General features: G+C 66.2%; 12 protein-coding genes. 8 read left to right on the forward strand and 4 right to left on the reverse strand.

Translation table 11 applies throughout. The annotated features are described in order from the left end of the window. The first annotated feature begins 43 nt into the window (after positions 1-43). Together B586_RS06730 and B586_RS06735 are read left to right on the forward strand one after the other, a co-directional pair. Positions 44-1,093 carry an NAD(P)H-dependent glycerol-3-phosphate dehydrogenase gene (locus B586_RS06730; RefSeq protein WP_054880363.1) on the forward strand — a complete coding sequence of 350 codons (1,050 nt, stop codon included), beginning with the start codon at positions 44-46 and terminating at the stop codon, positions 1,091-1,093. Between the two features lie 19 nt (positions 1,094-1,112). Beyond that, positions 1,113-2,279, forward strand: coding sequence for a D-alanine--D-alanine ligase family protein (locus tag B586_RS06735; RefSeq protein WP_047313046.1), 1,167 nt, complete (start codon positions 1,113-1,115; stop codon positions 2,277-2,279). A gap of 34 nt (positions 2,280-2,313) precedes the next feature. Here B586_RS06735 and B586_RS06740 read toward each other — a convergent pair whose 3' ends face one another. Continuing rightward, on the reverse strand, positions 2,314-2,829 hold the full coding sequence (locus tag B586_RS06740; protein WP_231584516.1) for a DUF3515 domain-containing protein: 516 nt from the start codon (positions 2,827-2,829) through the stop codon (positions 2,314-2,316). A 247-nt stretch (positions 2,830-3,076) separates the two neighbouring features. Here B586_RS06740 and B586_RS06745 point away from each other — a divergent pair, with 247 nt between their 5' ends. Beyond that, positions 3,077-4,063: a thiamine-phosphate kinase gene (locus B586_RS06745; RefSeq protein ID WP_054880362.1), complete on the forward strand. Its 987-nt coding sequence runs from the start codon at positions 3,077-3,079 to the stop codon at positions 4,061-4,063. A gap of 92 nt (positions 4,064-4,155) precedes the next feature. Beyond that, a complete protein-coding gene (locus B586_RS06750; protein ID WP_047313044.1) occupies positions 4,156-4,839 on the forward strand; it encodes a uracil-DNA glycosylase in 684 nt (227 codons plus the stop codon). A gap of 35 nt (positions 4,840-4,874) precedes the next feature. Here B586_RS06750 and rpmB read toward each other — a convergent pair whose 3' ends face one another. After that, positions 4,875-5,069 carry a 50S ribosomal protein L28 gene (gene rpmB / locus B586_RS06755; RefSeq protein ID WP_047313043.1) on the reverse strand — a complete coding sequence of 65 codons (195 nt, stop codon included), beginning with the start codon at positions 5,067-5,069 and terminating at the stop codon, positions 4,875-4,877. 320 nt (positions 5,070-5,389) lie between these two features. Here rpmB and B586_RS06760 point away from each other — a divergent pair, with 320 nt between their 5' ends. The 3 genes from B586_RS06760 to B586_RS06770 are packed head-to-tail and all read left to right on the forward strand — an operon-like array spanning position 5,390 to position 10,007. Beyond that, complete coding sequence (locus B586_RS06760) at positions 5,390-7,063, forward strand: DAK2 domain-containing protein (protein ID WP_082129319.1); 1,674 nt, start codon at positions 5,390-5,392, stop codon at positions 7,061-7,063. A 2-nt stretch (positions 7,064-7,065) separates the two neighbouring features. Further along, complete coding sequence (gene recG, locus B586_RS06765; protein WP_054880361.1) at positions 7,066-9,297, forward strand: ATP-dependent DNA helicase RecG; 2,232 nt, start codon at positions 7,066-7,068, stop codon at positions 9,295-9,297. Continuing rightward, on the forward strand, positions 9,294-10,007 hold the full coding sequence (locus B586_RS06770; protein ID WP_054880360.1) for an HNH endonuclease family protein: 714 nt from the start codon (positions 9,294-9,296) through the stop codon (positions 10,005-10,007). Before recG ends, B586_RS06770 begins: the two co-directional genes overlap by 4 nt. A gap of 27 nt (positions 10,008-10,034) precedes the next feature. On the opposite strand, the gene B586_RS06775 is transcribed toward B586_RS06770, so the two are convergent. After that, a complete protein-coding gene (locus tag B586_RS06775; protein WP_156166205.1) occupies positions 10,035-10,883 on the reverse strand; it encodes an aldo/keto reductase in 849 nt (282 codons plus the stop codon). A 5-nt stretch (positions 10,884-10,888) separates the two neighbouring features. Next, positions 10,889-11,734, reverse strand: a complete 846-nt coding sequence (locus tag B586_RS06780) for an aldo/keto reductase (protein ID WP_054880359.1) — start codon at positions 11,732-11,734, stop codon at positions 10,889-10,891. Between B586_RS06780 and B586_RS06785 the strand changes: the two genes are divergently transcribed. Continuing rightward, on the forward strand, positions 11,733-12,851 hold the full coding sequence (locus B586_RS06785) for an alpha/beta hydrolase (RefSeq protein ID WP_054880358.1): 1,119 nt from the start codon (positions 11,733-11,735) through the stop codon (positions 12,849-12,851). The two genes, B586_RS06780 and B586_RS06785, sit on opposite strands and share 2 nt — an antisense overlap. Positions 12,852-12,914 lie beyond the last annotated feature (63 nt).

A 12,914-nucleotide genomic window follows, 5' to 3' on the forward strand; every position in this document is an offset into this window, starting at 1 on the left:
AGTCCGGCAACAGATGCCTTTAAAACAACTACAGGGGTGGTGGATGGCCGGCACAGTGGGCAGTTCAGAGGGCGCCGTCGCGGTGATGGGTGCCGGCGCATGGGGCACCGCGCTGGCCAAGGTGCTCGTCGATGCCGGCGGACCGCAGGCAGGAGTCGTATTGTGGGCTCGGCGACCTGACGTCGCTGAGCAGATCAACACCACCCGATACAACCGCGCCTATCTACCGGGAACGCTGCTGCCGCCAGGTATCCGCGCCACCGCCGATCCCGCAGACGCGCTGTGCGGTGCGTCGACGGTGCTATTGGCGGTGCCGGCGCAGCGGCTGCGAGCCAACCTCGAGCGGTGGGGCGGTTTGGTGGCCGACGGCGCGACCCTGGTGAGTCTGGCCAAGGGCATCGAGCTGGGCACTTTGATGCGGATGAGTCAGGTCATCGTTTCGGTAACCGGCGTGGACCCGGCGCGGGTCGCGGTGATTTCGGGACCCAACCTGGCTAGCGAGATCGCTCAATGCCAGCCCGCAGCCACCGTCATCGCGTGCAGCGACTCGGGCCGAGCCGTCGCTTTGCAGCGCATGCTGAACAGTAGCTACTTCCGGCCATACACCAACAGCGATGTCGTCGGCACCGAGATCGGCGGGGCATGCAAGAACGTCATCGCGCTGGCGTGCGGGATGGCGGCGGGCGTCGGTTTCGGCGAAAACACCGCGGCGGCGATCATCACCCGCGGCTTGGCGGAGATCATCCGGCTGGGGATGGCGCTAGGAGCCAAGGGCACGACGCTGGCCGGTCTGGCGGGGGTAGGTGATTTGGTGGCCACCTGTACGTCGCCGCATTCGCGTAACCGCTCGTTCGGCGAACGCCTGGGCCAGGGCGAGACCATGCAGTCGGTGTTGCCCGGCGCGGACGGCTCCGATGGCGGGGACGGTCACGTCGTCGAGGGCGTGACGTCGTGTGAGTCGGTGCTCGCGCTGGCGTCCAGTTATGACGTCGAGATGCCGCTCACCGACGCCGTGCACCGGGTCTGTCACAAGGGACTCTCGGTCGAGAAGGCGATGGCGCTGCTGTTGGGCCGCAGTACCAAGCCCGAATAACCGGTAGCCTCTCTAGGTTGTGAATGCCTACCAGCGGCCCCTGACGCCACGGCTGACACCCAGTGGCCGGGTGCGCGTCGCCGTGGTATTCGGCGGGCGCAGCAACGAACACGCCATCTCCTGTGTGTCTGCTGGCAGCATCCTGCGCAATCTGGATCCACAGCGGTTCGACGTGGTCGCGGTGGGCATCACCCCGGAGGGGTCGTGGGTGCTCACCGATCCCAACCCGGATGCGCTGGCGATCGCCAATCGGCAGCTTCCCGCGGTGAGCTACGAATCGGGAACCGAGTTGGCGCTGCCGGCCGATCCACGGCGCAGCGGCCAACTGGTGTCACTTTCACCCGGTGCCGGCCACCGGGCCGGCCCTCATGCTGGAGAGGTCCTGGCGTCGGTCGATGTGGTATTCCCGGTGTTGCACGGCCCATACGGCGAGGACGGCACCATCCAGGGGCTGCTGGAACTTGCCAGTGTGCCTTACGTCGGCGCCGGTGTGCTGGCCAGTGCCGCCGGTATGGACAAGGAATTCACCAAGAAGCTATTCGCCGCGGAGGGACTTCCGCTGGGTGCGCACGCGGTGTTGCGTCCGTCGCAGCCAACGCTGCATCCGCAGGAGTGCGAGCGGCTGGGCTTGCCGGTATTCGTTAAACCCGCACGAGGTGGCTCGTCTATCGGGATCAGCCGGGTGTCGAGCTGGGAGCAGCTGCCCGCCGCGATTGCCGACGCTCGCCGGCACGATCCGAAGGTGATTGTCGAGGCGGCGGTTAACGGCCGCGAGTTGGAGTGCGGCGTGCTTGAACTGCCGGATGGCACCGTGGCAGCCAGCACGGTGGGGGAGATCCGGGTGGCCGGGGTGCGGGGACGCGAGGATTCGTTCTACGACTTCACCACCAAATATCTCGACGACGCAGCCGAGTTGGATGTGCCCGCCAAGGTTGACGACGACGTTGCCGAGGAGGTGCGCCAGCTTGCGATCCGGGCATTTCGAGCGATCGACTGCCAGGGCCTGGCCCGAGTTGACTTCTTCCTCACCGACGACGGGCCGGTGATCAACGAGATCAACACGATGCCGGGATTTACCACGATCTCGATGTATCCGCGGCTGTGGGCGGCCAGCGGCGTGGACTATCCGACGTTGTTGGCGACCATGGTGGATACGGCATTGGCTCGGGGTGTGGGTCTGCGCTAACGGGCCCGCTAGTCGGCCCGCTAGTGAGGCCCAGCTAATTCGGCCCAGCCGGGTTGATCGGGACGGCCGCCACGGTGCGGTCGATCACCTCGGAGAGTTCCTGGATGGCTGTCGGCCCCGATCCCGATGGCAGCGTCAATGCCACATACACTGGCCGGTCCACCGTGTACCAGGTGGATCTGCCGGCATCACCGGCGGATTGCGGTTCGGCGGCCACCTCAAACCACTGCACCTGGTCGACGGCCTGGATCGGGGAACCCACAACGAAGTCAGCCGGGCGGTCGAGTCCGCAGCGCAGCACCACGGGCTCGATGTCTGGCCCGGCTCGCCAGGCGGCCACACCGTCGGGCGCCGGTTGCGCAAGGGGCACGCGCTGAGAGTCGCCGAGCCGCTGCGGCAGCGCTTGCGTCAGCGATCGGCATGCGGCAGTGGTGGCCTGCGGGGCCGGGACGGCAGGAATGGCAACGGGCTGTGGCGGCGCGTGGCGGGTTGCCGCCAGGACCAGGATTACGCCGATCGTTGCCACCGCCAGCAGCACCGCGGTGATCATCACGGCACGCGGTGGCCCGCCTGCGTCAGCAGCGGAACCGGCGTCGGAGTCGCTCGTCACCTGCCCAGCCACCTCCTGACTGATTCCTTCCTGCCGTGTTACTTGGCGACCGTATACCGTCGGCATCGACACCGGGCTCTACACTGGCGGCGGTCCGCTCGCGCGGGCCGGCAGGGACTTAACTTACCGCAGGTCGGGCGCCCGTTCGGGTACCCTCAGATGTCCGGGACGCGCCGGAGGGGGTGGCGTGCGCAACCATGAATTTGGGGCAGCAGGAGAGTCTGTAACGCTCGAGCAGCTCGGTGAGTTCGCGGTAATCGACCGGCTGGTGCGGGGCCGCAGGCAGCCGGCCGTGGTCGCGCTCGGGCCCGGCGATGACGCGGCGGTGGTGACTACCGGCGACGGTCGCACCGTGGTGTCCACCGATGTGCTGGTGCAGGATCGCCACTTCCGGCTGGACTGGTCAGCACCGCACGATGTCGGCCGTAAGGCGATCGCGCAGAACGCTGCCGACATTGAGGCGATGGGGGCTCGGGCCACCGCATTCGTGGTGGGTTTGGCAGCGCCGGGTGATACGCCGGTGGCGCAGGTGGACGCGTTGGTTGACGGGTTGTGGGACGAGGCCGGGCGCATTGGTGCCGGCATCGTCGGCGGCGATCTCGTTAGCTGCCCGCAATGGGTGCTCTCCGTTACGGTGCTGGGCGATCTTGACGGTCGCGCGCCGGTACTGCGGTCTGGGGCCAAAGACGGCTCCATAGTTGCCGTCGCTGGTGCCCTGGGCCGTGCGGCTGCCGGTTATGCCCTGTGGCGCAAGGGTATTAGAGGGGATGATGGATTCGACGATCTGCGGCGCCGGCACCTGGTTCCTGAGCCGCCCTACGGCAAAGGGGTCGCGGCCGCGGCGTGCGGGGCCCAGGCAATGATCGACGTCTCCGACGGTCTGATCGCTGACCTGCGGCACGTCGCGCGGGCATCCGGGGTGTCGATTGACCTATCCACCGAGGCGCTGGCCGCCGACCACGCCGCGCTGACCGCAGCCGCGACCGCAGTGGGCGGTGATCCGTGGCCGTGGGTGCTCGCTGGCGGTGAAGACCACGCCCTGGTGGCCTGTTTCGCCGGTCAGGCACCCTCCGGGTGGCGCATCATCGGGCGGGTGTTCGACGGGCCGGCTCGGGTGCTTGTCGATGGGCAGGAGTGGCGGGGATATGCGGGTTGGCAATCTTTCGGCGGTTAGGGTGTCGCGGTGACCGTCTACGCGATCGCCCCGGTGAAGTTCACCGGCCGGCAACTACCTGAATTCCGGGAAATTCTTGCGCAGGGGCTGGGATGACCGCACGTCCGTTGAGTGAACTCGTCGAGCAAGGGTGGGCGGCCGCGCTAGAGCCGGTCGCCGACCAGGTAGCCGAGATGGGTCAGTTCCTGCGGGCCGAGATCTCGGCTGGGCGCAGGTACCTACCTGCCGGGCAGAATGTTTTGCGGGCCTTTACTTATCCGTTCGATAACGTTCGGGTCCTGATCGTTGGGCAAGACCCGTACCCGACACCGGGACATGCTGTGGGCCTGAGCTTCTCGGTGGCTCCCGAGGTGCGTCCGCTGCCCCGCAGTCTGGCCAACATCTTCGACGAGTACACCGCAGACCTGGGCTATCCATCGCCCGCGTGTGGCGATCTGACACCCTGGGCGCAGCGTGGTGTGCTGCTGTTGAACAGGGTGCTCACGGTGCGCCCTAGCAACCCGGCGTCTCATCGGGGCAAAGGCTGGGAAGTAGTCACAGAGTGCGCGATCCGCGCGCTGGCGGCGCGGTCAGAACCGATGGTGGCGATTTTGTGGGGTCGCGATGCTGCCACGCTGAAGCCGATGCTGACGGCCGCTAACTGTGTGGTGATCGAGTCGCCGCACCCCTCGCCGCTGTCGGCGTCTCGCGGGTTCTTCGGCTCGCGTCCGTTTAGCCGCACCAACGAGACACTCGCCGGGATGGGTGCCGAACCCATCGATTGGCGCCTACCCTGACCGACATGACGGCGCTGGCGCACAGCGCGCAAGGGTCAGCCGCGGGTGACCTTGCCGGCCTTAATGCAGGAGGTGCAGACGTTGAGCCGCTGCTTGTTGCCGCCGGGACGCGTCACCACGTGCACGGTTTGCACATTGGGGTCCCACCGGCGGCTGGTGCGGCGGTGGGAGTGCGACACCGACTTGCCGAAGCCGGGGCCTTTCCCGCAGATATCGCACACAGCGGCCATTCTGAAAGCTCCTCAAATCTCCTGCTGGGATCCGGCAACTCACATATTGGGAGCCGGGACAGCCCAGGTTGACCCAGGCGCCAGCTCAGGATAGCGACTGTTGCGGGCAACCACCAAAACGGTCAACAGTTGCCGGACGGTCACGGCCGGTATGGTCACCCCCGTTGGCTAGTCTCAATGGGCCGGTTCGCCCCCGCTGGTGTGGTGTTTCACGGGCAACCACCCGGCGCGCGGCGCCAAGCTACGCTGGCGCGCACCGAGGTGTGGCGTGGAGGAGGTGGGTCACACTGGGCACTTGTCATAGTTCGCCGGATCGTCTGCTGGACGCGTCGACATTGCGGGATTGGGCGCACACTGCCGTCAGCGACCTGATCACCCACATCGACGAGATCAACCGGCTCAACGTGTTTCCGGTCGCCGATTCCGACACCGGCGCCAACATGCTGTTCACCATGCGTTCCGCACTGGCTGAGGAGAGTGCGGGAGCTAGCGCACCGGGCTGCCCAGGCGACGTCGCCCGAGTCACGGCAGCTCTGTCGGAGGGCGCGCTCAACGGCGCTCGCGGCAACTCCGGCGTGATCTTGTCCCAGATCTTGCGTGGCATCGCCGACGTCACCGCAAGTGCGGCCGCCGAGTCCGGTGGTGAACTGCCCGATATCGATGTCGCGCTGCTCGCGGCCGGGTTGCACCGCGGCGTCGAGCTGGTCATCACGTCGATGGGAGGTGAGGAGATCCCAGGGACCATTGTGTCGGTGTTGCGAGCCGCCGCGGGTGCCGTCGAGCAGTGCGCCAACGGCGCAGAAGGGGTAGTTGCGGCGATCATCGCCGCCGGCGACGCGGCCGTCGTCGCGCTAGAGAAGACCCCCGAGCAGCTTGATGTGCTCGCTGCCGCCGGCGCGGTGGACGCCGGCGGACGGGGCCTGCTGGTCCTCTTGGACGCGCTGCGCTCGACCCTGACCGGGGAGGCGCCGGCGCGCGCCGTGTACGAGCTGTCGCCGCGCGCGGTGCCGTTCGACCAGAACGGTGCGGCCACCGAACGCCGGGCACCGCAATTCGAGGTGATGTACCTGCTGGATGGGTGCGACGCTGACGCGGCGGACACGCTGCGGAATCGGCTCGCAGAGTTGGGTGAATCGGTAGCCATCGCGGCCGCGCCTGCGGCGACTCAAGGCAGTTACTCGGTGCACGTACACACTGACGATGCCGGCGCCGCCATCGAAACAGGATTGGTGGCAGGACAACTCAGCCGGATCGTGGTCTCGGCTTTGAGTTCCGGGAGGTCCGGCGCCGCCGGCTTGCCGGCGGGCAGCTGGACGCGGGAACGGGCGGTGCTGGCCGTCGTCGACGGCGACGGTGCCGCCGAGTTGTTCGCCGGTGAAGGGGCCTGCGTGCTGCAACCAGGGTCAGACGCTGTCCATCCAGCCGCGGACATCAGTGCCCACCAGCTGGTGCGGGCCGTGGTGGATACTGGCGCCGCCCAGGTAATGGTGATACCTAACGGGTATCTGGCCGCCGAGGAGCTGGTCGCGGGCTGCACCGCGGCCATCGGCTGGGGCATCGACGTGGTGCCGATACCGACCGGGTCGATGGTGCAAGGCCTGGCTGCGCTGGCTGTCCACGATCCGGGTCGTCAGGCAGTCGACGACGGCTACACCATGGCCCGCGCCGCCGGCGCTGCCCGGCACGGATCGGTACGCATCGCGACCGAGAGCGCGTTGACCTGGGCCGGCCGCTGTCAACCTGGTGATGGTCTGGGCATCGCCGGCGACGAGGTACTGATCGTGGCCGCTGATGCGGCGACAGCGGCGATCGGTCTGCTCGATCTGCTGCTGGCCTCAGGCGGCGAACTGGTGACCGTGTTGATGGGCGCCGGTATGGACGGCGACATCCGTGGCATCCTGCAACAGCACGTGCACGACAACCACCCAGGGACCGAGTTGGTGACTTACCGCAGCGGGCATCGCGGTGACGCGTTGCTGATCGGGGTCGAGTAGCGGTGGTGTCGCTCTCCGATCGGCTCGACTACATCGTGGGCGCTAAGGCAGCCGATTCCCTCGACGAAGTGTTCGGCATCCGAACCGTCGACGACCTGCTGCGCCACTACCCACGCAGTTACACCGAGGGGGCCGCAGTGCTCAGCACCGAAAAGAGCGGCGCCGAGCGGCCAGCAGCAGGTGAGCACATCACCATCGTCGACGTCATCACGGAAGCGGTGACGTTACCGATGAAGAAAGACCCGAAGAAGAAGTATCTGCGTCTCACCGTCGGCTCTGGACGCAACACGGTGACGGCCACGTTTTTCAACGCGGGCTACATCAGCAAGGGGCTCACCAAAGACACGAAGGTGATGCTCTCCGGGGAGGTGGGGTTTTTTCGGGGCGCCATGCAGCTGACGCACCCCGCGTTTCTCATTCTCGACTCGCCGGACGGACGCAACCGCGGCAGTAGCTCGCTGCGCAGCATCGCCGATGCGTCGCAGGCCGTCAGCGGCGAAGTACTGATGTCGGCGTTCGAACGTCGCTTCTTTCCGATCTATCCGGCCAGCACCAAACTGCAGAGCTGGGATATCTACGCCTGCGTGCGTCAGGTGCTGGAGGTCCTCGACCCGGTAGCCGACCCGCTGCCCGCGGAACTGCGCGCCACGCATGGCCTGATCTCCGAAGATGAGGCACTACGCGCCATCCATCTGGCCGAAAGCGAGACGGAACGTCGGCGTGCGCGGGAACGGCTAACCTTCGACGAAGCCGTCGGCCTGCAGTGGGCGTTGGTAACCCGCAGGCATGGTGAGCTGTCCGAATCGGGGCCCCCGGCACCACCGCGGTGTGACGGTTTGGCGGCAGAACTGATGCGGCGGTTGCCGTTCGAGCTGACGGCCGGACAGCGTGAAGTGCGCGACGTGCTGTCCGATGGGCTCGCGGCGACCCGCCCGTTGAACCGTCTGCTGCAGGGTGAGGTCGGGTCGGGCAAGACCATTGTCGCGGTACTGGCAATGTTGCAGATGGTCGATGCCGGCTACCAGTGCGCGTTGCTGGCGCCGACGGAAGTCCTTGCCGCACAACATCTGCTGTCCATCCGTGACGTCCTCGGCCCGTTGGGGATGGGCGGTCAGCTAGGCGGTGCGGACCTGGAGTGTGGGGCCACCCGGGTGGCGCTGCTGACCGGGTCGATGACGGCGGCGCAGAAGAAGCAGGTTCGTGCCGACATTGTCAGCGGCCAGGCCGGCATTGTCATCGGCACGCACGCGCTGCTACAGGACGCGATCGAATTCCACAACCTGGGTATGGTGGTGGTCGACGAACAACACCGCTTCGGTGTCGAGCAGCGAGACCAGTTGCGCGCCAAGGCTCCCGCCGGCATCACGCCGCACCTGCTGGTGATGACGGCGACGCCAATCCCGCGTACCGTCGCGCTCACCGTCTACGGCGACCTGGAGACGTCGACGCTGCGCGAACTGCCGCGCGGACGTCAGCCGATCACCAGCAACGTCATCTTCGTCAAGGACAAGCCCGGGTGGCTTGACCGGGCGTGGCAGCGCATCGTCGAGGAGGTCGCCGCGGGACGCCAGGCGTATGTGGTGGCGCCCCGCATCGACGAAACCGACGATCCGGAAAATGGGCAGGCCGGCTCAAGGCCTTCGGAGACCGCGGAGGGTCTCTACGCCCGATTGCGTTCCGGTGAGCTGGCGAACGTGCGGCTGGCGCTCATGCACGGGCGGTTGTCCGCTGACGAGAAGGACGCCGCGATGACGGCATTCCGCGCGGGCGAAATCGATGTGCTGGTGTGCACCACCGTCATTGAGGTAGGCGTCGACGTTCCCAACGCCACCGTCATGCTGGTGATGGACGCTGACCGGTTCGGAATCAGCCAGTTGCATCAGTTGCGCGGTCGCATCGGTCGCGGCACGCATCCGAGCCTGTGTCTGTTGGCCAGCTGGGTCTCGCCGGGCTCCCCGGCCGGGCGCAGGCTGTGTGCCGTCGCCGAGACCATGGACGGGTTTGCGCTCGCCGATCTCGACCTCAAGGAGCGTCGGGAAGGAGATGTGCTGGGCCGCAACCAATCCGGCAAGGCGATTACCCTGCGGCTGCTGTCATTGGCCGAGCATCAGGTGTTCATCGAAGCCGCACGCGACTTCTGCATGCGCGCCTACGAGGATCCACACCCCGGATTAGCAGTGCTGGCAGCACGATTCACCGACACGGACCGCATCGAATACTTAGATAAATCATGAACCGCAAAGTGCTGCTGTGGTTGTCGACCGTCGCGGTGCTCGCGCTGGTGGTCGCCTATCAGACGTTGGGAGCATCGTCAGCTAGGCACGCTGACGAATTCGCCGCGCGCGCTGACATGCCGAGGGTGCACCCGGGCGCCGATGTGCTAGAGAATGTTGTCGTGCTGGCGCAGCGTCTGCATCGCTATGACTACCACCGGTCGGCGTTCGGCGACCCGTGGGACGACAATAACGATGCCCCGCTCGGGCACAACGGGTGTGACACCCGCGACGACATCCTCACCCGCGATCTTGTCGACAAGACGTTCGTGTCGATCAAGCGGTGTCCAAATGCGGTGGCCACCGGCACGCTGCATGACCCATACACCAACAAGACCATCGCCTTCCACCGCGGCGCAAAGGTTGGCGAATCAGTGCAGATCGACCACATCGTCCCGCTCGCCTACGCCTGGGACATGGGGGCCTACGGCTGGCCGGATCGGCAGCGGCTGCGGTTCGCCAACGATCCAGCCAACTTGCTAGCCGTCGACGGCCAAGCTAATCAGGACAAGAGCGATTCGCCGCCGGCCCGGTGGATGCCGCCGAACGCCGCGTTCGCATGCCAATACGCCATGCAGTTCATCGCTGTGCTGCGCGGCTACCAGCTACCGGTAGACGAGGCCTCGACGGGCGTACTGCGTCAGGCCGCAGCGACCTGTCCGACCGGGTAGCCACCGGGTAGCCGTTGTGGGGCGAGATCAGCTGCCGGTGTAGGTTTCTGGATCCGGGCGCAACCGGGTGCCGTCGTGCAGCCCATTCATTGTGTCCATGTGATCGACGGCCAATTCGAAATCGAAGACGTCGAGGTTGCTGGCAATGTGCTCGGCATTGGCGGACCGGAAGACCACCGCATTACCCAGCTGCAAGTTCCACCGAAGCAGTACCTGTGCGGGTGTCTTGCCATATTCGGCGGCGATCGAGGTCAGGGTCGGGTTGTCCATCAGCCGGCCAAGCACCAGCGGGGTGTAGGACTGGGTGACAACGTTGTGCTGCGCGTTTGATTTGCGCATCTCGTCTTGGTTGAGCAGCGGGTGCAGCTCGATCTGGTTGACCGCTGGCGTGACGAAGGTGAGATCGATAACCGCCGACAGATGCTCCTCGGTGAAGTTGCACACGCCGATCGAGCGGGCATGCCCTTCGCCGCGGGATTGGATCATGCCTCCCCAGGCGTCCACATACTGGCCCACCGGCGGGGCCGGCCAGTGAATCAGGTACAGGTCGACGTAGTCCATGCCGAGTCGGTCCAAGCTCGCGTTGCAGGCATCTTGGGACTTGGTGAAACCCTGGTCGGGGGTAGCCAACTTGGTGGTGACGAATAACTCGGCGCGGGGAATCCCGGAGGCGGCAATCGCGCGGCCGACGGCGGCTTCGTTGCCATAGGCCGCGGCGGTGTCGATGAGCCGGCAACCGATTTCCAGTGCCGCCAAGACCGCGCGTTCGGCCTCGTCCTCCGACAAGTCCGCGACACCAAGGCCGAGCACCGGCATCGTGTTCTCGTCGTTAAGGGTTATCGAGGGTGCGGCGGCGGCGCCCGACTCGCCAGTCACGTATCTCACCTGCCTGTGAAATCGAAGGTGCGTGGGTTGCGTCCAAGCCGGGTTCCGTCATCGAGCGAGGAGATCGACGCCATTTCCGCGGCGCTGAGTTCGAAATCGAACACGTCGAAGTTGCTCGCAATCCGTGACAGGTCCACCGACTTGGGAATCACGATATTACCGAGTTGCATATGCCACCTAATCAACACCTGTGCCGATGTCCGGCCACAGCCTTCGGCCACGGCGGTGATCGTCGGGTGGGCCAACAGCGATCCCTTGCCCAGCGGTGACCACGCCTCGGTGGCGATCCCGTGGCGAGCGTGCACCTCCCGCAGCTCCCGCTGAGGCAGCCGCGGATGCAGCTCGATCTGATTAACCACTGGAACAATGCCGGTGGCATCGATGAGGACCATGAGGTGCTCGGGCTCGAAGTTGCTGACTCCGATGGACCGGATCCTGCCCTGATCACGTAGGTGGGCGAATGCCTTGAAGGTATCGATGAACTTGCCCAGCGCCGGCTGCGGCCAATGGATCAGGTACAGGTCGAGGTAGTCGAACCCAAGCCGCTCCATGCTGGCGTCGAACGCCGCCAGGGTGCTGTCGTAGCCGTGGTCGGTATTCCATAACTTGGTCACCACGTACAGTTGGTCGCGGGGTATACCGGAATCGGCGATCGCTCGCCCGATCTCTCGCTCGTTGTGGTAGATCGCCGCGGTGTCGATATGCCGATACCCAGTGCGCAGTGCGGTGCCGACCGCCTGTTCGGTATCGGCCGGCGCGATCCGGGACACGCCGAGCCCGACGGCGGGGATCGAATTGCCGTCGTTCAGCGTTACCAGGTCTTTTTCGAGGGAGCAGCCCATGACCAAGAGTCTGCCAGGTGCAGCGGACCGTCATCTTGGCGCTGACCGTGAACCAATGCGGTGGACAAGTCGCTTGCAGGGCAAAATCACCACCGTTGGCGCCAAGGTTCTGCCGTGGATTCCAAGCGTCGCCAAGAGGGTGCTGTCGGTCGGTCGGTCGGTCATCATCGATGGCAACACGCTTGACCCCACGCTGCAGCTGATGCTGTCCAGCATGCGTGCCGTCGGCATCGACGGGTTGGTCGTCCACGACGACGTTGCCGCATCTCGCGCCCAGATGCGCGAGGCCTCGTTGTCTTTGCCGGGGCCGCAGGTCCACGTCGAGGTGAACGACTTTTCGTTGCCCGGGCCGGGTGGTGAGATCCCGGTACGGCACTACCGCCCGGCCAGTGGCGTGGTCGCACCGTTGCTGGTTTTTTACCACGGAGGTGGCTGGACACTCGGCGATCTGGATACCCACGACGCGCTGTGCCGGTTGACGTGCCGCGACGCCGACATCCACGTCTTGTCGATCGACTACCGACTGGCGCCTGAGCATCCGGCCCCGGCCGGGATCGAGGATGCCTATGCCGCCTTTGAGTGGGCGTGCCAGCACGCCGCGGAGCTCGGCGCCAGCTCCGGGCGGGTCGCGGTGGGCGGGGACAGCGCCGGCGGCAACCTGGCGGCCGTCGTGTGCCAATTGGCCCGCGACGCCGGCGGCCCTGCCCCGGTGCTGCAGTGGCTGCTCTACCCGCGGACCGACTTCACCGCACAAACCCGGTCAATGACGCTGTTCGCCCGTGGTTTTTTGCTGACCAAGCGGGATATGGACTTCTTTCAAGCGCAATACCTCAGGGGCTGTGGTATCGAGCACGCCGACCCGCGGTTGTCGCCGTTGCGGGCCGAGTCGCTGTCCGGGCTGGCGCCGGCGCTGATCGCGGTGGCGGGATTCGACCCACTGCGCGACGAAGGCCAGAGCTACGCGGCGGCGCTGCGGGCCGCCGGGACTGCGGTGGACCTGCGTTGCCTGGGTTCGCTGTCGCACGGCTTCGCCAATTTGTTTCCGCTCGGCGGGGGCTGTGCTGTCGCGACCAGTGAGCTGATTTCGGCGCTGCGTGCTCACCTGAGCCGGGCGTAGCCACCCAATTCACCGCCGCCGGTACTCTAGAGGCGCCGTCGCCCGATCGTGGATCGGGCCAAA

The sequence above is a fragment of the Mycobacterium haemophilum DSM 44634 genome, assembly GCF_000340435.2.
Classification (GTDB): Bacteria; Actinomycetota; Actinomycetes; order Mycobacteriales; family Mycobacteriaceae; genus Mycobacterium; species Mycobacterium haemophilum.